19 protein-coding genes are annotated in these 19,738 nt (G+C 65.2%); 12 read left to right on the top strand and 7 right to left on the bottom strand.

Annotated elements, in window-relative coordinates; genetic code table 11:
* Positions 1 to 49: 49 nt before the first annotated feature.
* Together betT and ACFWB0_RS05410 are read right to left on the bottom strand one after the other, a co-directional pair.
* Positions 50 to 2,293 carry a choline BCCT transporter BetT gene (betT, locus tag ACFWB0_RS05415; RefSeq protein WP_378489409.1) on the bottom strand — a complete coding sequence of 748 codons (2,244 nt, stop codon included), beginning with the start codon at positions 2,291 to 2,293 and terminating at the stop codon, positions 50 to 52.
* A 102-nt stretch (positions 2,294 to 2,395) separates the two neighbouring features.
* Entirely contained in the window at positions 2,396 to 2,824 is a 429-nt protein-coding gene (locus ACFWB0_RS05410) for a MarR family winged helix-turn-helix transcriptional regulator (protein ID WP_378489408.1), read from the bottom strand.
* Positions 2,825 to 2,913: 89 nt separating this feature from the next.
* Between ACFWB0_RS05410 and ACFWB0_RS05405 the strand changes: the two genes are divergently transcribed.
* From ACFWB0_RS05405 to ACFWB0_RS05395, 3 genes are read left to right on the top strand one after another with little or no spacing between them, the layout of a single operon-like run.
* On the top strand, positions 2,914 to 4,095 hold the full coding sequence (locus tag ACFWB0_RS05405; RefSeq protein WP_378489407.1) for a PLP-dependent aminotransferase family protein: 1,182 nt from the start codon (positions 2,914 to 2,916) through the stop codon (positions 4,093 to 4,095).
* Positions 4,092 to 4,499, top strand: coding sequence for a DUF2628 domain-containing protein (locus ACFWB0_RS05400; protein ID WP_378489406.1), 408 nt, complete (start codon positions 4,092 to 4,094; stop codon positions 4,497 to 4,499). Before ACFWB0_RS05405 ends, ACFWB0_RS05400 begins: the two co-directional genes overlap by 4 nt.
* Positions 4,500 to 4,558: 59 nt before the next feature.
* Positions 4,559 to 5,407 (top strand): ABC transporter permease, encoded by an 849-nt coding sequence (locus ACFWB0_RS05395; RefSeq protein ID WP_378489405.1) that lies wholly within the window; start codon positions 4,559 to 4,561, stop codon positions 5,405 to 5,407.
* On the opposite strand, the gene ACFWB0_RS05390 is transcribed toward ACFWB0_RS05395, so the two are convergent.
* From ACFWB0_RS05390 to rfbB, 3 genes are all read right to left on the bottom strand, one after another.
* Positions 5,395 to 6,918: a mannosyltransferase gene (locus tag ACFWB0_RS05390; RefSeq protein WP_378489404.1), complete on the bottom strand. Its 1,524-nt coding sequence runs from the start codon at positions 6,916 to 6,918 to the stop codon at positions 5,395 to 5,397. The two genes, ACFWB0_RS05395 and ACFWB0_RS05390, sit on opposite strands and share 13 nt — an antisense overlap.
* Before the next feature lie 53 nt (positions 6,919 to 6,971).
* Positions 6,972 to 8,876: a glycosyltransferase gene (locus tag ACFWB0_RS05385; RefSeq protein WP_378489403.1), complete on the bottom strand. Its 1,905-nt coding sequence runs from the start codon at positions 8,874 to 8,876 to the stop codon at positions 6,972 to 6,974.
* 146 nt (positions 8,877 to 9,022) lie between these two features.
* Positions 9,023 to 10,030 (bottom strand): dTDP-glucose 4,6-dehydratase, encoded by a 1,008-nt coding sequence (rfbB, locus tag ACFWB0_RS05380; protein ID WP_378489402.1) that lies wholly within the window; start codon positions 10,028 to 10,030, stop codon positions 9,023 to 9,025.
* A 33-nt stretch (positions 10,031 to 10,063) separates the two neighbouring features.
* On the opposite strand from rfbB, the gene rfbA reads away from it, so the two are divergent.
* From rfbA to ACFWB0_RS05365, 3 genes are all read left to right on the top strand, one after another.
* Positions 10,064 to 10,939, top strand: coding sequence for a glucose-1-phosphate thymidylyltransferase RfbA (gene rfbA / locus ACFWB0_RS05375; protein ID WP_378489401.1), 876 nt, complete (start codon positions 10,064 to 10,066; stop codon positions 10,937 to 10,939).
* Positions 10,940 to 10,944: 5 nt separating this feature from the next.
* Entirely contained in the window at positions 10,945 to 11,526 is a 582-nt protein-coding gene (locus ACFWB0_RS05370; RefSeq protein WP_378489400.1) for a dTDP-4-dehydrorhamnose 3,5-epimerase family protein, read from the top strand.
* 94 nt (positions 11,527 to 11,620) lie between these two features.
* A complete protein-coding gene (locus tag ACFWB0_RS05365; RefSeq protein ID WP_378489399.1) occupies positions 11,621 to 12,496 on the top strand; it encodes a DUF559 domain-containing protein in 876 nt (291 codons plus the stop codon).
* Between the two features lie 48 nt (positions 12,497 to 12,544).
* Here ACFWB0_RS05365 and ACFWB0_RS05360 read toward each other — a convergent pair whose 3' ends face one another.
* Positions 12,545 to 13,024, bottom strand: a complete 480-nt coding sequence (locus ACFWB0_RS05360) for a GtrA family protein (RefSeq protein ID WP_378489398.1) — start codon at positions 13,022 to 13,024, stop codon at positions 12,545 to 12,547.
* Positions 13,025 to 13,152: 128 nt separating this feature from the next.
* Here ACFWB0_RS05360 and ACFWB0_RS05355 point away from each other — a divergent pair, with 128 nt between their 5' ends.
* The 3 genes from ACFWB0_RS05355 to ACFWB0_RS05345 all read left to right on the top strand — a co-directional run bounded on the left by ACFWB0_RS05355 (position 13,153) and on the right by ACFWB0_RS05345 (position 17,317).
* Positions 13,153 to 14,577, top strand: coding sequence for an FAD-binding protein (locus ACFWB0_RS05355; protein WP_378489397.1), 1,425 nt, complete (start codon positions 13,153 to 13,155; stop codon positions 14,575 to 14,577).
* Positions 14,577 to 15,338, top strand: a complete 762-nt coding sequence (locus tag ACFWB0_RS05350) for a decaprenylphospho-beta-D-erythro-pentofuranosid-2-ulose 2-reductase (protein WP_378489396.1) — start codon at positions 14,577 to 14,579, stop codon at positions 15,336 to 15,338. Before ACFWB0_RS05355 ends, ACFWB0_RS05350 begins: the two co-directional genes overlap by 1 nt.
* A gap of 122 nt (positions 15,339 to 15,460) precedes the next feature.
* Entirely contained in the window at positions 15,461 to 17,317 is a 1,857-nt protein-coding gene (locus ACFWB0_RS05345; protein ID WP_378489459.1) for an arabinofuranosyltransferase, read from the top strand.
* On the opposite strand, the gene ACFWB0_RS05340 is transcribed toward ACFWB0_RS05345, so the two are convergent.
* Positions 17,295 to 17,729, bottom strand: a complete 435-nt coding sequence (locus ACFWB0_RS05340) for a DoxX family protein (protein WP_378489395.1) — start codon at positions 17,727 to 17,729, stop codon at positions 17,295 to 17,297. The genes ACFWB0_RS05345 and ACFWB0_RS05340 overlap by 23 nt on opposite strands.
* A gap of 125 nt (positions 17,730 to 17,854) precedes the next feature.
* Here ACFWB0_RS05340 and ACFWB0_RS05335 point away from each other — a divergent pair, with 125 nt between their 5' ends.
* Genes ACFWB0_RS05335 through ACFWB0_RS05325 form a run of 3 tightly spaced genes read left to right on the top strand, consistent with a single transcriptional unit; the run spans position 17,855 to position 19,607 of the window.
* Entirely contained in the window at positions 17,855 to 18,178 is a 324-nt protein-coding gene (locus ACFWB0_RS05335; protein ID WP_378489394.1) for an SAV_915 family protein, read from the top strand.
* Entirely contained in the window at positions 18,175 to 18,450 is a 276-nt protein-coding gene (locus ACFWB0_RS05330; protein ID WP_378489393.1) for a hypothetical protein, read from the top strand. The genes ACFWB0_RS05335 and ACFWB0_RS05330 overlap by 4 nt, the downstream gene beginning before the upstream one ends.
* Entirely contained in the window at positions 18,447 to 19,607 is a 1,161-nt protein-coding gene (locus tag ACFWB0_RS05325; protein WP_378489392.1) for a hypothetical protein, read from the top strand. The genes ACFWB0_RS05330 and ACFWB0_RS05325 overlap by 4 nt, the downstream gene beginning before the upstream one ends.
* Positions 19,608 to 19,738 lie beyond the last annotated feature (131 nt).

The following is a 19,738-nucleotide window of genomic DNA, read 5'->3' as shown; positions in this document are numbered from 1 at the left end:
GTATAGACCACCCGCCCGACATCCACCGGACGGGAACCCACGACCGCTGTTATCGGTCCGGTTTGTCGTCGTCGATGCGCTCGACGTCGTCGGCGGTGACCGGGATCGATGGTGTCTCTTCGAGAGCGGGCGGCGTCGGCGGGGTCAGCTTCGACGCGTAGTCACGCTCGGCCGAATAGCTGAGGAAACCGAGGTGGGCCTCGTAGCGGTCGAGGACGTCGTTGATGACCTGCTGTTTGGTCAGGCCCATCAGGTCGTAGCCCTCCGAACCGGTCTGGGTGAACACCTCGAGCCGGTAGTAGACGTCGATCTGCCTGGCCATGCTGCGCCCGCCGAATGTGGGTACGGGCGCCTCGACCCCGGCCACCTGGTAGTGGAAATCGCGATGTTCGTCCATGTTGACGACGAGTGTGTGGGCGTCGATCCCGGTGTCCGCGTTCGGTGTGGTGGTGAGGTCGGCTTCGTATCCGAGTTTGCCGAACTCGTCGGCGACCTCATGCAGAGCCGGCTCGATCACGCGGGTCGAGAACTGGGCCACCGCCTTGTTCGACGGGTACGACCGCAGGCTGCCCAGTCGCTGCCGCCAGGTCTTCTCCGGTGTCTGTCCACCGTGCACGGCCATCGACCTGCGGCGCAACATGTGGCCTTCGCGTTCGGCCCGTTCCATTCTCAGCACCTTCGAGAAGGACGCCATGACGAGGTAGGCGATGATCGTCACCGGTAGGGCGAAGATCAGGGTCGCGTACTCCATCGTCGTCACGCCGCCTGCGATGAGCATGGCGATCGTGAGGATCGCAGTGACCAGGGCCCAGAAGATCCGCAGCCACTTCGCGCCGTCGACAGCAGGGTCGGGAATCGACGAGGAGAAGTTCGACATCACCATGGCACCGGAGTTGGCGCTGGTGAGGTAGAACAACAGACCGGACAGCGTGGCCAGACCGATCAGGAACGTCGCTCCCGGGAACATTTCCAGCAGGGCGTACCAGCCGTGTTCCGGACTCTCGACTGCGAGCTCCGCGAATTCGTCGTTGCCGCCGAGAACCTCGCTCATGGCGCTGTTGCCGAAGATCGACACGATGAAGAAGTCGCAGAGCACCGGCGCGGTAATGGCGGCAATGACGAATTCACGCAGGGTGCGGCCACGGGAGATCCGGGCAAGGAACAGTCCGACGAACGGTCCCCACGCGAGCCAGAATGCCCAGAAGAACAGGGTCCAGCTCGCCATCCACGCGGAGCCGTCGCTCTCGTAGGCGAATGTCTGGAGGGTCCGTTCGGGGAGGGTGAACACGAAGCGACCGATGTTCTCGACCATGGCGTTGAGCAGGAACGCGGTCTTGCCGGTAACGAGGATGTACAGCATCATCGCGCCCGCCGACCACAGGTTGAGCTCGGAGATCAGGCGGATGCCCTTGTCCACACCCGAGGTGCATGCGGCGACGGTCATGAGCACCGCGACCAGCACCAGCGCGATCTGCAGTGCAAGGCCTTCCGGTAGGCCGAACAGGGTCGCGAACCCCACGTTGAGCAGGACGACACCGATCCCCATCGAGGTCGCAACCCCGAAGACGGTACCGACGAGGGCGAAGATATCGATGACGTCGCCGGTCACTCCGCGGACCCGCTTGCCCAGCAGCGGGTACAGCGCGGCGCGGATGGACAACGGCATACCCCAGCGGTAGGCGAAGTAGCCCATGGCCATGCCGAGGAGCGAATACATGGCCCAGCCGGCGATGCCGTAGTGGAACATCGTCCAGACCACGGCGTCCTGAATCGCTTCCGTCGACTCCGGGGTGGCCGAGGGCGGGGTGATGAACTGGGTGATCGGGCCGGTGACCGAGTAGAAGAGCATGTCGATGCCCACGCCGGCGGCGAAGAGCATTGCGACCCAGGTGAACAGGTTGTACTGGGGGCGCGAGTGATCAGGCCCGAGCCTCACGCTGCCTTCCTTCGAGAACGCAACCCAGAGCACGAAGAGGATGACCAGCGTGACGGTGACGACGTAGAACCAGCCGAGGTTGGTGGCGATCCAGGTGACGACCGTATGCATGGCTGCTTCGGCCTGGTCGGGCATCGTCATGGCCCAGATCGAGAACGCCAGAACGACTGTGGCTGCGATGAGGAAGACCCGCCAGTTGACGCGGGGCTCCCTGTGCTCGGCGAGCTCGGTCGGCCCTTTGCTCAACTCCGTGCTGGAGATCGGGGGCCTGTCCTCGATGTCGGGTTCTCTGCGTCGTTCGGGTACTCCGAACTGACTGCGTTCGATTCGCGGCTGCGGTGGTTCTGCGTCGGTCAACTGGTACTCCTTGCCTGCAAAGCTCGCCTCCACCGCTGGTCGAAGTCTTACTATCCCCCGCTACGTGGGTGTGTGCAGTTGTTGTCGTGAATGTCGGATCGCTCAGGTGTGAGGCCCGAGCGGATGCGCGCGCAGCAGCTCCATGACGGCCCGCCACGACGCTTCCGCCCCGTCGCCTGCCTGACGAAACGTGTCGTCGAGGAGGCGCATCTGAGCGGCGGTCAGTTCGGCTTCGAGCGTCCGCCCGTCGTCGGTGATGGTGAGCCGGCGAACTCGCCGATCGGTTGCGTCGGGTGCGATGGTGATCAGCCCCTGCGACTCGAGGTCTTTGATGGGCCGGTGCAACGCCTGCTTGGTGATGCCGAGGACGTCGAGAAGTGCGCCGATGGACAGTCCTTCGTCGCGGCGGACGAAATGGAGGATGCGGTGGTGTGTCCGGCCGAGTCCGCGTTCGGCGAGTAGCCGATCGGGTAGCGCTGTGAAGGCGCGATATCCGAAGAAGAAGCCTTCGATGGCCTCTCGCAGCTCCATCTCACGATTTGGGTCAAACATATTGACCTTATTCTCACTCATGCCATACAGTACGTCAACATAGTTGACCTATATGACGGGAATCGCTCATGTTCTCCCAGCGCATCGCCACACTTCGACCGTCACCGATCCGCGAGATCCTCTCCGTCATCGACCGGCCCGGCATGGTGTCGTTCGCGGGCGGTCTCCCCGCGCCGGAAATGCTTCCGCCCCTGACCCTCTCGGCCGCACCTACCTCCCTGCAGTACGGGCCGAGCGAAGGCGATCCCGAACTGCGAGCCGTCGTGTCCGAGCAACTACGTGCGCTCGGCATCGACGCACCGACCGAGCGCGTGATGATCTTGTCCGGCAGTCAGCAGGGCATCGACCTCGTCGCGAAACTCTTCGTCGACCCCGGCACACCCGTCGCCGTCGAATCACCCACCTACCTCGCGGCACTGCAGGTGTTCCGCCTGTACGGCGCCGACTTCACCGACCTGAGCTGGAGCGCCGCGCCGGCGGCGCCACTCGCCTACGTCGTGCCGACCTTCGCCAACCCCACCGGACGCTGCGCGACGGACCACGAACGCGACACCCTCGCCCGCGCCTGCCTCGACACCGGTACGACGCTGTTCGAGGACGACCCGTACCGCGAACTCGCGTACGGACCGTGCGACCGCGCGCCCGTCACCGCACGCATGCGAGGCGGATCCTGGGTCTACCAGGGCTCGTTCTCCAAGACCTTCGCGCCGGGGCTGCGCCTCGGGTTCCTCGCGGCGTCCGAGGACCTGTTCTCTCGACTGGTGATGCTCAAGCAGGCCGTCGACCTGCACAGCTCCACCCTGTCGCAACAGCTCGTGCGCAGCGCCCTCACCGACCCGAGCTGGTCGAGCCGCCTCGACGGGCTTGCCTCGTTCTACCGAAAGCGTCGCGACGCCTTCGACGCCGCGTTACGCCGTCATCTCGGTGGGCTCGCCGAGTGGGAGACGCCCGCCGGGGGCTTGTTCTTCTGGCTCCACCTCACCCGCCCGGTCGACACCCGCGCGCTTCTCGCCACCGCAATCGACCGCGGTGTCGCGTTCATGCCGGGCGAGGAGTTCTTCCCCGACAACCCAGAGCTCGGCACCATGCGGCTGAACTTCAGCCACGCCGACGCCGAGGACGCCGAGCGCGGCCTCCGCGTACTGGCACAGCTGCTCAGAGAAACCGCCGACGCACCCGCACCACCCGTCACGTGCATAATGCAGCGGACGGTTCAGGGGGAACGGTCGAGATCCTGGGGGGATCCATGACGAATATCAGCACGCCCAGCACCGAGAAGTACGACGGCCTGAGCGACACGTGGCGCTTCCGGTTCGAATTCTTCGACAAGCACGGCCTGCCGGGGATGGTGAAGACCTCCCCCGACTACACGGCCGCCTTCCGGGCACTGTCGTTCGGGCAACGCATCAAGCTCAACTTCAACTGGATCGGTGCATTGTTCGGCGTCTTCTACCTGCTGTATCTGCGGCTGTGGAAGAAGGCGATCGTTCTCGTTGCACTCAGCATCTCCATCGGCATCATCAGCGTGCTACTCGACCTGCCGGGCAGTATCGACCGGATGGTCGCCTTCGGATTCGCGTTCTTCATCGCCTCACGCGTCAACACCTACCACTACCAGCGTCGGGCACTGGGCCATCACACCTGGGGCCTGTGAACCGTCTCCGCGACCACACCGAATCAGGCACGATTTCGCCGCGGGTAGGCTCGGGACCCGTGTCTGATGCCCTCACCGTCGATGACGAGCCGATCGAATCGTCCTCCCGCACGTTCAAGCGTGCATTCGAGGATCTCCGCGATGGTTTCTCGCATCGTGAGCTGTGGTTCCACCTCGGGTGGCAGGACATCAAGCAGCGGTACAAGCGCTCGGTGCTCGGCCCGTTCTGGATCACCATCGCGACGGGTGTGTCCGCGATCGCGATGGGCATCCTCTACGGCACGCTGTTCAACCTCGACGTCCCGACGTTCCTCCCGTACGTCGCGCTCGGGTTCATCATCTGGAACCTGATCAGCGGTTCCATCCTCGAGGGCGCGGACGTGTTCATGTCCAACGAGGGCCTGATCAAACAGCTGCCGACGCCGCTGAGTGTGCACGTGTACCGCCTGGTGTGGCGTCAGATGATCTTGTTCGCCCACAACATCGTCATCTACGTCGGCATCCTCATCGTGTTTCCGCAGCCGCTGAAATGGACCGCCATCGCGGCGATTCCGGCACTGGCGTTGATCGCGATCAACGCGGTGTGGGTGTCGCTGGTGTTCGGCATCCTCTCGACCCGCTACCGCGACATCTCCCCACTGCTCGGCAGTATCGTGCAGTTGCTGTTCTTCATGACGCCGATCATCTGGACCGAGCAGACCCTCGTCGGCACGGGCAACGAGGGCCGCGCCAAGATCGCCGAGATCAACCCGCTCTACCACTTCCTCGACATCGTCCGCACCCCGCTGCTCGGCGGCGACCAGCAGCTCTACCACTGGGTCATCGTCCTGGTGATCACGGTGCTCGGCTGGGGGCTCGCCCTGCTGGCGATGCGCAACTACCGCGCACGCGTCGCCTACTGGGTCTGAGTCGGCACAAGAGTCTGGGCCGGCTCCCACCGGATCAGCTGCAATCGGTGGATCGGTTCGCGGCCCGTGATCTCGAAGCCCGCCGCGTCCAGTTCGCGGTACGTGGCGGTGTCGGTGAACCGGTACGGCTCGAACCGCCACCACACGTTGTTCGGATGCCACAACCTCCACGCTGTATCGCGGTCGCGGTCGGCGATCACCCACAGCACCTCGCATCGCGTGGAGGCGCGTTCGGCCAGTTCGGTCGGCGATGCGTCACTCGACCACAGGTTGGTCCGCTCGACCGCGCTGAGCTCGAGCCCGACGTCGTCGAGACCGTCCACCGCATCCGGTCGCGCATCCATGACCGCTCGCGGTGACGTCGGCGCCCACGACACGTCCGGTTCGAACGCCACGCAGTCGCCGGCCTCCGACACCTCGATGAGCCGGTCTGCCGCAGCGCTGTAGTCCATCCCACCGGCTTTGCCGAATGGTTGACGCTGCGCAACATACGCCGGGGACACAGCCACAATCAGCGCGACGAACAGGACGACCATCGTCCACCAACGGGTCGCGATCCGGGCCAGTGCCCAGCCGACCAGCAGTGCCATCGCCGGCACCGTGAACGACAGGTACCGGTCGAGGTACATATTCCGCGACACCAGTGAACCCACCAGCAGCACCGCCATCGGCACAGTGAACCCCGGGACTGCCACCCAGAGCAGCATCCGATCCCCCGGCGTCACGCCTCTCCGCACCGCGACGACCGCCCCCACAGCAACGATCACCCCGCACAGCGCTGCCGCCCACGGCGCCTGCGGGAACCACTGGTCGACGAGGATCGTGCGTACCACCGTGACGTCGAGCGGCGGAATCCACGACACCTGATGCACCTGCGACGCCGCGAGGACCACGAACGGGCCCGCCGATGCGAGCCCCACCACTGCGGCGACGACGAACCGCACCCGGTCGCGCTTGTGCACCAGGACCGTCACCGCGTGCGCGAGGAGCACGGTCGCGGAGTACACGAACATCACCGTCGACACCGTCACCAGCAGTGCATACGGCACCCACCATCGCGCCCTGCCCGTCGTCGTCGCAGCCACCAGCAGCAGAGTGAGCACTGCGACGCCGGCGATCGCGAAGGCGTAGGAACGCGCTTCGGTCGCCGCCCACGTCACCCGCGGGGTGATCATGAACAGAATTCCCGCCGCGAGCGCGACTCGCCTCCCGGCAAGGATCTGCCCGGTCGCGGTGACGGCGGCCGCACCGCCGCCGAGCGCCACCGCACCCGGGATACGGGCCGTGAACTCACTGATGCCGACGAGAGAGAACCACCAGTGCAGGAGGAGGTTGTGCAACCCGTGCACGGCGTCTCGCAGTGTGTGCAGCTCGAACAGCGCCGCGACGGAACGATCGGCCGCAGAGATCGTGGCGGCCTCGTCCCACCAGAACGACGGCACCCACGAAAAGGCCGCACCTACGAGCACGGCTGCTCCCCCGATGATCAGGGGAAGCAGCCATGCTTTCATGAGAGACCGGCGGTGCCGTCTACTCGGCGGTGGCGTCCGATCATCGGTGCTGTCTACTCATCGATGCCATAGAGACGCGCCCAGTTCTCGCGGCTGGTCAGCTTGGGCATGGCGTCGTGCCACACCTTCTTCATCTGCGGGGCCTCCTTGCGCAGTCGCCAGCACACCTTCGCGGCGTGCTTCGCGAGTTCGACGGCGGTGTCCTTGTCGCGGCGGCGCACCCGCACCGCGTTCTGCGACGCGTCGGTGACCACGGCCGTGTCGAACAACGACACGTGCCACCAGTTCGCGAAGTGTGCCGGAACCGTCACCTGCCTGCGATCGACCTTGCCCCGGAACTGCTGCACCGCCCGCTTGACGAGGACGAGACTCTCGCGCTTCTTGTCGGGCTCGAACTCCCACACCTTCATCTGGGTGTGCGGATCCGATTCCTTGCCCACCTGCGACGCGGGGAGCGGCTTCGTCTCGGGGTAGCGGTCGCGCAACTCGCGCAGTTCGCGCAGCACCGTCTGACCGCCGTCGTAGAGGAAGTCCGGCCCGGCGAGGAAGTCCTCGGCGGCCTTGATGAAAGTGGCGGCCAGCCCGTACTGCATCGACACGATCAGCTCGCTGATCTTGCGGAACAGGTACTTCGAGATGTCGTTGCCGTCGAACCGCCCGTACAGCGCGGACACGACGAGACCGTTGCGGATACTGAAATATCGCGCCCAGTCGTCGTAGTCCTTGAGGTGGAAGTCGGCGTGCCACACACCCGCATTGGGCAGCGTGACCGTCGGATGCCCGGCGAAGCGGGCGCGAATCCCGTACTCGATGTCGTCCCACTGGAAGAACAGTGGAATCGGCAGACCGCACTCGGCGATGATCTCGGCGGGCAGCAGGCACGTCCACCAGCCGTTCCAGCCGGCGTCGAAGCGGGCATCCTGCTTCTTCTTGACGAGGTCGATGCCCATCTTCGCGCCCGGGGTGAGCTCGCCGGCGGTGATCTCGTCGAGCACCTCTCGCTCGGCACCGACGTGCAGCATCTGCGGGTTGCTCAGCGACAGCATCTGCGCGCCGACGATCGTGGGCTCCACCGTCATGTTCGCGAAGGCGTTGAGCCGCAGTACGGATTCCGGCTCGCACAGGATGTCGTCGTCCATGACGATCACGTTGGCGTGCGCCGAGTTGGGTGAGCCGGTGATCTCGTACATTCCGCGGGAGAATCCGCCCGCGCCACCCAGGTTCGGCTGCGTGAGGTAGATCAGCTTCTTGCCGAGCTTCTCCTCGACCTCGGCGAACGCGGGACGCGAACGCACCTGGTCGGTGCCCTGGTCGACGATGACCACCGCATCGATGTCGGCCATCGCATCGTCGTCGGAGGCGAGGGTGTCGACCGTGATGGTGCAGTCGTCGGCGCGGTTGAACGTGCAGATGACGACCGCGGCCGGTCGTAGGTGCTCGGGAGCGGCGACCGTCCAGCGGGCATCGGAGATGAGCAACGAGCCGTTGTCGGACTCCACGGAGAACCACATCGCGCCACCGTCGACGAACCGCTCGATGGGAAGCTCGAGATCGAGGTCGTCCGAACCCGATACCTTCTCGACGGTGACGACGCGCTCGCGACCGCGGGCATCGGATGCCCACACCGTGAAGGTCGCGCTGCCCGACGAGGCGTAGGTGAGCTGAAGATTCACCGTCTTCACGGCGGTCCAGCGCTGCCAGAAGCTCGCGGCGAACCTTCCGAAGTAGGTGTTGGTGTGAGCGGTCGCGCCCTCGGCGAGCTGAAGTCCGTGCCGGTCGGCGGCGGCGTCGCCCTTGGTGACCACGTACATCTTCTCGGGTACACGCGACGAGAGGGACCCGAACAGTCCGCGTTGGACGATCAGCCGGTCGCGGCGTGTGGGCTCGACGAGAGCATCCTCCAGCGCGTCGACATTGCTTCCGTCTGTTGTCGTGTCGCCGGCAGGTGCCTGCTCCATCGAGTAACTCCCCGATCTCGTCGATCCTGTTGGTCCGGATGCGACATTAGCAGCGAGAACACCGCGGCCCGCCCGTCACGTGAGAGTTGCGACCGATTGGTGACGATCACGAAATATGCGTTGTTTGCCCATTAGGAGGCCTGCGCTCAGGATTCGAGGGTGCGCTCGGTTCGACCGTAGGCGGCTTCGGTCGCGTCCTTGGAAGGCCGCCACCACGCCTCGTTCGCGCGGTACCAGGCGATGGTCGCGTGCAGGCCGGAGCGGAAATCCTGGTAGACCGGCTGCCAGCCGAGTTCGGTCTTCAACCGGGTCGCGTCGATCGCGTAGCGCAGGTCGTGACCCGGCCGGTCGGTGACGAAATCGAACTCGCCCGGGTCCTTGCCGCACAGCTCGAGAACGGTCTCGACGACCGTGCGGTTGTCCGTTTCGCCGTCGGCACCTATGAGATAGGTCTCGCCGATCACTCCCTTGTCGATGATCGTCCACACCGCGCGGTTGTGGTCGTCGACGTGGATCCAGTCGCGCACATTGGTGCCGCTGCCGTACAGCCTGGGCCGCACTCCGGTGAGCACGTTCGTGATCTGGCGGGGGATGAACTTCTCCACGTGCTGGTACGGGCCGTAGTTGTTCGAGCAGTTCGAGATCGTGGCGCGTACCCCGAACGAACGGACCCAGGCGCGGACGAGCAGGTCGGAGCCCGCTTTGGTCGACGAGTACGGGCTCGACGGGTTGTAGGCGGTGGACTCGGTGAACTTCGCCGGGTCGTCGAGCGGGAGGTCGCCGTACACCTCGTCGGTGGAGATGTGGTGGTATCGCACGTCGTACTTGCGGACAGCTTCGAGCAGCGCGAATGTGCCGATGAGGTTGGTGTGCACGAACGGCGACGGGTCGTGCAGGGAGTTGTCGTTGTGGGATTCGGCGGCGAAGTGCACCACGAGGTCGGTGTCGGCGACGAGCCCGTCGACGAGGTCTGCGTCGGCGACGTCGCCGCGGATGAAGGTGATCTTGTTCTTCACCGGGTCGAGGGAATCGATGTTGCCGGCGTAGGTGAGCTTGTCGAGGACGGTGACGGCCACGTCGGGGCGGTCGGCGACGGTCTGGTGGACGAAGTTCGCGCCGATGAATCCGGCACCCCCGGTGACGAGCATCTTCATGGCGCCAACCCTACCCATGGGACACTGACCGGCATGCGCGGAATCATCCTGGCCGGCGGGACCGGTTCGCGGCTGCACCCCATCACCTTGGGCATCAGCAAGCAACTGACTCCCGTCTACGACGGGCCGATGATCTACTACCCCCTCTCGACGCTGATGCTCGCCGGAATCCGCGACATTCTCCTGATCACCACCCCGCACGACGCCGACCAGTTCCGGCATCTTCTCGGCGACGGATCGCAGTTCGGAATCGAGATCACCTACACCGTCCAGGAACAGCCCGACGGGCTCGCACAGGCATTCGTCCTGGGCGCCGACCACATCGGCACCGAACGTGTCGCGCTGGTGCTGGGCGACAACATCTTCTACGGCCCCCGGCTCGGTACGCAGCTCGAGCGATTCTCCGAGATCGACGGCGGAGCGGTGTTCGCCTACCGGGTTTCGGATCCGTCGGCCTACGGTGTGATCGAGTTCGATTCCGGCGGTCGCGCGCTGTCGCTGGAGGAGAAGCCCGTCGACCCGAAGTCCCACTACGCGGTGCCGGGCCTGTACTTCTACGACAACGATGTCGTTGAGATCGCTCGGTCGCTGAAGCCTTCCGCGCGTGGTGAATACGAGATCACCGACGTCAATCGCGCATACCTCGAGGCGGGCCGACTCCAGGTCGAGGTACTGCCTCGCGGGACCGCATGGCTCGATACCGGCACGTTCGATTCCCTGCTCGATGCGTCGAATTTCGTGCGCACCATCGAACAGCGGCAGGGTTTGAAGATCGGTGTGCCCGAGGAAGTTGCGTGGCGACGCGGGTTCATCACCGACGACGAGCTCGCTGCTCTGGCACATCCGCTGGTGAAGTCGGGTTACGGCACGTATCTGCTGGATCTTCTCGCGCAGGGAAAGGACCTCTGAACCAGATGGATTATCGCGAACTGAAGATCGCGGGCGCGTGGGAGATCACGCCGAAGCAGTTCGGTGACGACCGGGGCGTGTTCCTCGAATGGTTCAAGCAGGCCACGTTCGCCGAGGAGACGGGCCGGGAACTCGATCTCGCCCAGGCCAATTGCTCGGTGTCGGCGGCGGGAGTACTGCGCGGAATCCATTATGCGGACGTGCCGCCGGGGCAGGCGAAGTACGTGACGTGCGCGTCGGGGTCGGTGCTGGATGTCGTCGTCGATCTGCGGGTGGGGTCGCCGACGTTCGGGCAGTGGGATTCGGTGTTGCTCGACACTGTCGATCGTCGTGCGATCTTCCTGTCCGAAGGGTTGGGGCACGGGTTCCTGGCGTTGGAGGACCATTCGACGGTGATGTACCTGTGCTCGACGGGTTACGACCCGGCGCGTGAGCACGAGGTTCACCCGCTGGATCCGGCGATCGGGATCGAGTGGCCGACCGTCGGACACGGCGGTCGCCGGCTCGAGTACGAGTTGTCGGCGAAGGACCGTGTCGCACCGACGCTCGCCGAAGCGCGTGCTGCGGGGCGTCTCCCACATCTGTAACACCTTGGTGGGATTGTGCCCACTGAGCGGGCAAAAACCCACCAAAACTATGTACTGCAGGAACCGTTCGGTGCGCCACTGCGTCGAACAAGGTATGAGCCGCAAAGTAATCCACTCGATCATGTCTCGTCAGGACGGCGTCGTCACTCGCGTTCAGGCCCTCGAAAGCGGCATGAGTTCGTCTGCCGTAGCCCGACACGTCCAGTCCGGCGAGTGGTGCACGCTCGCTCCGGGTGTCTATATGCGCGCCGATAGGGAAGAAACTCCCTCGGTTCTGCTACGCGCAGCGGTGTACGGAGCCGGGTTCGACGCAGTCGCCTGGGGGCCGAGCGCTGCGTGGTGGCACGGTCTCCTCGACGAACCACCGACACGACACTATGTGACCGTCCCTCACCATCGGACGCGTCCTCGCCACCACAGTATCTGCATCCGCCGCCGTGATCTGCCGTGGAAAGACACTGTGGTGGTGCGAAACCTCCCCGTCACTGCCCTGGAATTGACCGTCCTCGAAGCCTCCGTCGAAATGCCCAACGGGTCCGTGCTCATGGACCGCGCACTACAACGGCATACGTCACTCCCCCGACTCGAGCGCGCCCATCGCAGAAACTCGCGGCGTCACGGCGCACGTGCGGCAGCGCGACTGCTGTGCTCTGCCGGCGACGGCGGGCACTCGGAAGCCGAACGGATCCTCCACCGCCTCCTGCGGGCTGCGGGCCTGATCGGGTGGCGCGCACACGTCCGGAGTTGCGGCTACGAGCTCGACGTGGCATTCGAGGCGGAACGTGTCGCTATCGAAATCGACGGCTGGGCCTGGCACCGCGACTCCAACCGCTTCCGGATGGACGCCGAGCGCCAGAACGTCCTCGTCAACGCGGGCTGGCACGTCTTACGCTTTACATGGCACGCACTGAACGACGATCCAGAGGGTGTGCTCAGGCAGATCGAACACGCTCTGATCCGCCGTGCCTGAGATCTTGGTGGGATTGTGCCCACTGAGCGGGCAAAAACCCACCGAAGTTCAGCGGATCCGGAAGATCACGACCCTTTGCACGACGAAGTTGATGACCGTCGCCACGCCCTGGGCTACGACGAAGGCGAACGGGGTGACCCACCACGCCTCGGCCAGCGACTCGTTGAGCACCCTGTTTATACCGACCTGAGCGGCGAAGGTCACCGCGTACAGGATCACGACAGCGACGAAGCGCACACGGCTCGGCTCGGCCTTGAAAGTCCAGCGCCGGTTGATGAGGTAGGCGGTGGTGGTGCCCGCGACGAAGGAGACGGCCTTCGCCGCGTCGCGCGTGACGCCCAGCGCCATGAGCAGCACGTACAGGCCGTAGTCGACGATCGCCGACAGTCCACCGGTGAGCACGAACCGCACCAACTGCGTCTTGAGGTCGAGCGCGTCGTCAGCGGTCGAGTCGGTCAGCGGCAACTCGGGAGCGAGCGGAGCGTGATGTTCCGGCAGCGGCTGCAGATGGTCGTGGGGTTCGGGCACGGAGTCGAGGGTAGCGCCCGTCCCGGCACAACCCGCACCGCCACAACATGGAGATTCTCACCAAAATACGACGAGTGACCTACGGCATCTTGCCGGGTAGTGAGCAAACGCGGGTAGCCTCTACCCCGATGTCTACGACAGCTGAAGAGCAGGCGAGCGAGCCTCTCACCACCCAGACACGCACCCTGACCGGATGGGGGCGCACCGCGCCGACCACCGCAGAGGTGCTCTCCACACCCGACGTCGAACTGATCGCGAAGGCCGTCGCGCAGGTCGCAGAGCAGAACGAGTCGAAGCCGACACATCTACGTCGCGGTGTCATCGCGCGCGGCCTCGGCCGTTCCTACGGCGACCCCGCACAGAACGCAGGTGGGCTCGTCGTCGACATGACGGCGCTGAACAAGATCCACAGCATCGACCGCGCCACCTGTCGCGTCGTGGTGGACGGCGGCGTCGATCTCGATCAGCTGATGCGCGCCGCGCTGCCGCTGGGCCTGTGGGTTCCCGTCCTGCCCGGCACACGCCAGGTCACGATCGGCGGTGCCATCGGGTCCGACATCCACGGCAAGAACCACCACAGCGCGGGCAGCTTCGGCAACCACGTGCGTTCGATCGACCTGCTCACCGCAGACGGTCAAGTCCGCACCTGCACGCCCACCGGGCGCAACGCCAAGCTGTTCTGGGCGACCGTCGGCGGTATGGGTCTGACCGGCATCATCCTGCGCGCGACCATCGAGATGACGCCCACCGAAACGGCGTACTTCATCGCCGACGGCGACGTCACCAGCGGCCTCGACGAAACCATCGCGTTCCACAGTGACGGCACCGAGAGCAACTACACGTACTCGTCGGCGTGGTTCGATGCGATCTCCGCCCCGCCGAAACTTGGCCGCGCCGCAATCTCCCGCGGCTCACTGGCAACGCTCGACCAGTTGCCCTCGAAGCTTCAGAAGAACCCGCTGAAGTTCGATGCACCACAGTTGCTGACGGTGCCGAACATGCTCCCCAACGGGCTCGCGAACAAGTACACCTTCGGGCCGATGACCGAGCTGTGGTATCGCAAGTCGGCGACGTACCGAGGAAAGACCCAGAATCTCACGCAGTTCTACCACCCGCTGGACATGCTCGGCGAGTGGAACCGCGCCTACGGTTCCAACGGCTTCCTCCAGTACCAGTTCGTGGTGCCACCCGAGGCCGTCGAGGAATTCAAGAAGATCATCATCGACATCCAGAAGTCGGGGCACTACTCGTTCCTCAACGTCTTCAAGCTGTTCGGTGAAGGCAACAAAGCACCCTTGAGTTTCCCGATTCCCGGCTGGAACATCTGCGTCGACTTCGCGATCAAGCCGGGGCTCAACGAGTTCGTGCGCGAACTCGACAAGCGCGTCCTCGAATTCGGCGGTCGCCTCTACACGGCGAAGGATTCGCGGACCGACGCGGAGACCTTCCATTCGATGTATCCGCGGATCGACGAGTGGCTCAAGGTGCGCCGCACGGTCGACCCCACCAACGTCTTCGCCTCCGATATGTCCAGAAGGTTGGAACTCCACTGATGATCAACGCCGTCGGTAACCCCCAGACCCTGCTGCTTCTCGGTGGCACCTCCGAGATCGGCCTGACGATCGTCGAGGAGTACCTGCGCAAGGCACCCGCCCGCGTCATCCTCGCGACGCTGCCCGGCGACCCGCTGCGCGACGCGTCCGTCGCCCAGGTGACCGCCGCGGGTGCGACGAAGGTCGACGTCGTCGACTTCGACGCGCTCGACACCGCAAGTCATCCGAAGGTCATCGACGAAGCCTGGCAGGGTGGCGATGTGGACGTCGCGATCGTCGCCTTCGGCCTCGACGGTGACTCCGAAGAACTGTGGCAGAACCAGGTCAAGGCAGTTCGGGTCGCGAACGTGAACTACACGGCGTCGGTGTCCGTCGGTGTGCTCATCGGCGAGAAGATGAAGGCGCAGGGATTCGGCCGGATCATCGCGATGTCGTCCGTCGCGGGTGAGCGCGTCAAGCGCGCCAACTTCATGTACGGCTCGTCCAAGGCCGGCCTCGACGGCTTCTACCTGGGTCTCGGTGAGGCGCTGCGTCCGTTCGGGCCGCGCGTGACCGTGGTCCGGCCCGGCCAGGTGCGCACCAAGTTCAGCGCGCACGTCGACGAAGCGCCGCTGACGGTGAACAAGGAAGATGTCGCCGCGCTCGCGGTTGCCGCGTCCGACAAGGGCAAGGAAATCGTGTGGGCACCGGGCCCGTTCCGGTTCGTGATGATCGTGCTGCGGCACATCCCGCGCGCCATCTTCCGCAAGCTTCCGATCTGACGGCACCGGCTTCACAACCGGAGCGCGCAGCTTCACTAGGCTCGGGTCCCGTGACAGTCGCCGCGAGTTCCACCGCCATCCCCGTCGCTCCGTTTCGGAAGATCGCGACGACCGCTGGTCGCATGGTTGCGGCCGTGGTCGTCGCGATCGTCGTTTCGGGGGTGGGGCTGTTCGCATTCGCGCGGGTTCAGTGGCCGGCCTTCAACTCGTCGAACGTCACGCAGGCCGTCACGACGGTCATGCAGTTCGTCGCACTGGCTGCGCTCGGATGTTCGATCTACCTGCTGCGTCGACGCAAGTGGGTGACGGGCGCGCGGGTGCTGTCGTGGGCGGCGCTGTCGGGTCTGGTCACGGCGACACTCGGTATGCCGTTGGCGGCGACCAAGCTGTATCTGCACGGAATCTCCGTGGACCAGGAGTTCCGCACCCAGTTCCTCACGCGACTGACCGACAGCGCCGCGCTGCGCGACATGAACTACGCCGACATGCCGCCGTTCTACCCGGCCGGATGGTTCTGGGTCGGTGGTCGTGTCGCGAACCTGCTGGGGATGGACGGCTGGGAGGCCTTCAAGCCGTACGCCATCGCTTCACTCGCGGTCGCGGCGGTCGTGGCGCTGGTGCTGTGGTCGGAACTCGTCCGATCGGACCTCGCGGTGCTGGTGGCGACGGCGTCGGCGGTGATCGTGCTGGCGTACGGGTCGCCGGAGCCGTACGGCGCGGTGATCGCACTGCTCATCGCGCCGGCGCTGGTGTTGGCCTGGGGCGCCCTCAACCCCGCGGGTAGCGGCACACGACAGGGGTGGGGAGCCGTCGTGGGTACCGGCCTGTTCCTGGGAGTCGCCGCGACGTTCTACACGCTGTACCTGGGCCTGGCCGCGTTCGCGGTGACGGTGATGGCGGTGGCCGCGGCGTTGCTCGCGAAGCGGGCCGGAGGGACGTGGCGCGATGCTGCGCCGGTGCTGGTGCGGTTCGTCACGATCGCGGCGATCGCGGCGATCGTCGCACTGATCGTGTGGGCACCGTTCCTGCTCGAGGTGCTCGGGGGTGGCTCGACCGCCGGATCAGGTTCCGCGACGCACTATCTGCCCGACACGGGAGCGAGCCTGCCGCTGCCGATGTTCCACCTGTCGCTGATCGGGTTGCTGTGCCTGCTGGCCAGTGTGTGGCTGATCGGGCGGGCAACGTCGTCGCGGCGCGCGCAAGCGCTCGGGCTCGGCGTCGTGTCGGTGTATCTGTGGTTCCTGGCATCTATGGCCTTCACCGCGATGGGCAACACGTTGCTCGCGTTCCGGCTCGAGGTGATCCTGCTGGTGTTGCTCGGTACAGCGGGTGCGTTCGCATTCGTCGACTTCTCGCGGTGGATCAGCCTCGCCTCCAGTGACAATCCGAATGTGCGGCGTGTGCTCGTCGCAGTGGGTGCACTCGGTGCGCTGGCATTCGCCCAGAGCATTCCGCAGGTCCTCGCAAACGAGATCACCGTCGCCTACACCGACACCGACGGCAACGGTGAGCGCGCCGACCAGCGCCCGCCGGGTGCTGCGTCGTACTACGCGGAGATCGACGAGACGTTGCGCTCGCAGCTCGGTGGTGAGCGCGACGACCACGTGGTCCTCACCGCCGACACCGCACTCCTCGCGTACTACCCCTATTTCGGTTTCCAGGCGTTGACGTCGCACTACGCGAATCCACTCGCGGACTTTGCGGGTCGTGCAGCGGCGATCGAGGAGTGGTCGGAGCTCGAATCCACCGACGACCTACTCGCCGCATGGGATTCGCTGCAGTGGCGAGCCCCCGACGCCGTCGTCTTCCGACAGGGCGCCGAGGGCTACACGCTTCGCTTGGCCGAGGATGTCTATCCGAACGACCCGAACGTTCGCCGATACACGGTCACCTTCCCCGAGAACCTGTTCGACGATCCGCGTTTCACGATCACAGAGGTGGGGCCGTTCGCGGTGGTCACGCGCGCCGAAGGGGCATGATGTTCCGAACTCCGTTGTCGCGCAGCCACAATCCTCCCCACACGAAGATCCCGGTGTAGATCGGGAACAGCGTGGTGCTGACGATCGGCTGCTCGGTCAGCAGGTTGGTCGCCACTGCTCCGCCGAGGTATCCGGTGAGCAGCACGGCGCCGAGGATCGCTGTCGTCGGCACGACGTAGAGCACTAGGCAGATGAGCAGCACGATGCCGAACACCCTGTTCAGGCTCGGATCGAAGCCGAGGTCGGCCATGGCTTCCTGCACCTGCGAGGTGTTCATGATGTGAATGACGGAGTCGAAGAGCAGGAACAGGACGACGAGGCCGCTCACGATCAGGCCGGCGATGTGCGCGCCCCGACCGGGCGTTTCGGCGTGGGTGCGAGTGTCGCGGTCGGTGGCGGAATGGGTGGTCATGATGATCTCCTGGATTCGATGCGCTGATGTCACCGATACCGACCCGGCGCCGCGCTGAAACTCATCGCCGCTGCGGTAAGGTCGCGGCGAGTCGTACGGGGGTGCGACAGGATCGGGGGGATTCGATGAGTGAAATTCTGTACGTGCCGACCAGGCGCCGCGACGGGTCGGGGCAGATTCGCCTGGAGATGCGTACTCTGCCCGACGGCCGGCTGGCGCTGCCCGCCTACACGTCACTGCAGGAACTGATTCGTTGCTGCGGACCGCGACAAGCATGGATGGGTGTCGACCGCACCGGACTTCAGGAAATCCACCGCGCCACCGGATACGACCTGGTCCTGCTCGACGCCGCACAGCCACCACCGCCACCACCACCTGCAGCCGAGGATGAATACGGTCGGTCTCGAAGCCGGCTGCAGAATCCGATCGGACGAGCAGGAACCCGGTGAGCATCGAAATCGGAGACCTCAACGCCGTCGCGCGCCGTCTGGCGACCGGAGCGATCGGGATCAACGACCTCGGATCCGACGCCGCCGATATACCCGATGCCGGTGCATCCACCGTCCTGCTCGTAGACACTCTCGGATCGATCGCATCCGCGTTGGACGTGGCGGTCCGGTCGCTGGCCAATTCAGCGGACATCACCCAGGACAGTCTGCGCGCCTACCAGGAAACCGATGATCACAACGCGCAGGAAGTCGCGAAGGCCGGTGAACAATGAGCCTCGACACCCATATCTTCGGCGACCCCGCCTCGTGCTACGCGTGCGCGGATTCGCTCGCCACCCTCGCAACCGGTGTGAACGATAAGCTGAAGTCGGCACGCGACGGCCGCGCAGAGTCCGAGTACGAGTTCAAAAGCACGGCAGGCGATGAGTTCCGGACAACGCTCGACCGCATCATCGCCGGAACCACCGAGGCCGCAGACCAGATCGACGTGGTTGCCGCTGCCCTGCGTGCATTCGCCGATGAGCTCGTCACCGCCCGAGCACGAATGTCGCAGGCCGAGACCGCAGCGTCGGAAGCAGGGATTCCCGTGGAGTTCGGTACCGGGATCGGCGATCCGATCGAGGTCGATCCGAACTCGTACGACGTTGCGCCCCAAATTTTTCGAGCAAAGCAGGTTGTGGCCTACGAAGCTGCGGCGGGCCTCGTCGCGGAAGGTCGAGGGATCGAGGTCGCAGCGCACAGCACGTTCGCGCAAGCACTGCGCGGGCCAACGACGATCCTGAAGGACGCGGAGTCCCAGTGGGGTTGGCTGGCCGCGTTCACAGTCACCGGATACGTCGGGACCGCATTTGCCGAGGTGGCAAAATGGGGCCCTGTCGCCGATAGTCGAGGGGCGAATCTGGCCCGGCTCCACGAACTCGCCGCGGAAGCAGCCCGGCTGGGCGACCCGTACCCGGAAGCCACCGCAGCCAGAGCTGTTCGGACCTTCCAAGGTGGAGCCGACGACGCAGCACGATTCGCTGCGGAGAACTCCCGGCTGCTCGCTGGGCTCGGTGACAACCGTGCAGTCCAGTTGCTCGGCCGCAACGTCGGCGACTATCTACCGGACGGATCGACGCTCTCCAAAGTCGGATCCAAGATACCTGTGGCCGGTCTCGTTTTGACCATCGGCCAAACCGGGTACGACGTGTACAACGCCGAGACCACCGGCGACGCAGTGAAGGCCGTTGCAAAGGACGTCGGCGGGTTTGTCGCGGGAACTGTTGCGACCGAATTGATCCTCGCCAGTGCTGCTGGCGGCCCAGTCACACTGCTCGCTGTCGGCGCCGGTGTTGGTGTCGCGTTCGGCGTCGGCGAAGTGATCGAACACTGGGATGACATCTCCGGTGCCGCCGGCTCAGCGACACGCTGGGTCGGAAACCTGTTCTGAGGAAAACGATGCACGCACCCGGCCTACCGCCAACTCCTGCCCCGGCCACCGGCGAACCTCGACCGCCACGCGCACCGCGTATCCATCGGGGAACCGAACACACACCGATGGACCGAGCCCCTCGAAACCGC

Origin of the sequence: Rhodococcus sp. NPDC060086, from assembly GCF_042730275.1 — a bacterium.
GTDB lineage: Bacteria > Actinomycetota > Actinomycetes > Mycobacteriales > Mycobacteriaceae > Rhodococcus.
The sequence above is the reverse complement of the archived record's forward strand: the minus strand, read 5'-3'. Positions and strand labels throughout refer to the sequence as shown.

What these genes read in the sequence shown, in the direction of transcription:
- ACFWB0_RS05410 (WP_378489408.1), bottom strand. Translation starts at nt 2,824, where the DNA reads ATGGAGCTGCGAGAGGCCATCGAAGGCTTCTTCTTCGGATATCGCGCC.
- ACFWB0_RS05385 (WP_378489403.1), bottom strand. Translation starts at nt 8,876, where the DNA reads ATGGAGCAGGCACCTGCCGGCGACACGACAACAGACGGAAGCAATGTC.
- ACFWB0_RS05340 (WP_378489395.1), bottom strand. Translation starts at nt 17,729, where the DNA reads ATGACCACCCATTCCGCCACCGACCGCGACACTCGCACCCACGCCGAA.
- ACFWB0_RS05400 (WP_378489406.1), top strand. Translation starts at nt 4,092, where the DNA reads ATGACGAATATCAGCACGCCCAGCACCGAGAAGTACGACGGCCTGAGC.
- ACFWB0_RS05335 (WP_378489394.1), top strand. Translation starts at nt 17,855, where the DNA reads ATGAGTGAAATTCTGTACGTGCCGACCAGGCGCCGCGACGGGTCGGGG.
- rfbB (WP_378489402.1), bottom strand. Translation starts at nt 10,030, where the DNA reads ATGAAGATGCTCGTCACCGGGGGTGCCGGATTCATCGGCGCGAACTTC.
- ACFWB0_RS05325 (WP_378489392.1), top strand. Translation starts at nt 18,447, where the DNA reads ATGAGCCTCGACACCCATATCTTCGGCGACCCCGCCTCGTGCTACGCG.
- ACFWB0_RS05350 (WP_378489396.1), top strand. Translation starts at nt 14,577, where the DNA reads ATGATCAACGCCGTCGGTAACCCCCAGACCCTGCTGCTTCTCGGTGGC.
- ACFWB0_RS05405 (WP_378489407.1), top strand. Translation starts at nt 2,914, where the DNA reads ATGTTCTCCCAGCGCATCGCCACACTTCGACCGTCACCGATCCGCGAG.
- ACFWB0_RS05365 (WP_378489399.1), top strand. Translation starts at nt 11,621, where the DNA reads ATGAGCCGCAAAGTAATCCACTCGATCATGTCTCGTCAGGACGGCGTC.
- ACFWB0_RS05345 (WP_378489459.1), top strand. Translation starts at nt 15,461, where the DNA reads ATGGTTGCGGCCGTGGTCGTCGCGATCGTCGTTTCGGGGGTGGGGCTG.
- ACFWB0_RS05370 (WP_378489400.1), top strand. Translation starts at nt 10,945, where the DNA reads ATGGATTATCGCGAACTGAAGATCGCGGGCGCGTGGGAGATCACGCCG.
- rfbA (WP_378489401.1), top strand. Translation starts at nt 10,064, where the DNA reads ATGCGCGGAATCATCCTGGCCGGCGGGACCGGTTCGCGGCTGCACCCC.
- ACFWB0_RS05355 (WP_378489397.1), top strand. Translation starts at nt 13,153, where the DNA reads ATGTCTACGACAGCTGAAGAGCAGGCGAGCGAGCCTCTCACCACCCAG.
- ACFWB0_RS05390 (WP_378489404.1), bottom strand. Translation starts at nt 6,918, where the DNA reads ATGAAAGCATGGCTGCTTCCCCTGATCATCGGGGGAGCAGCCGTGCTC.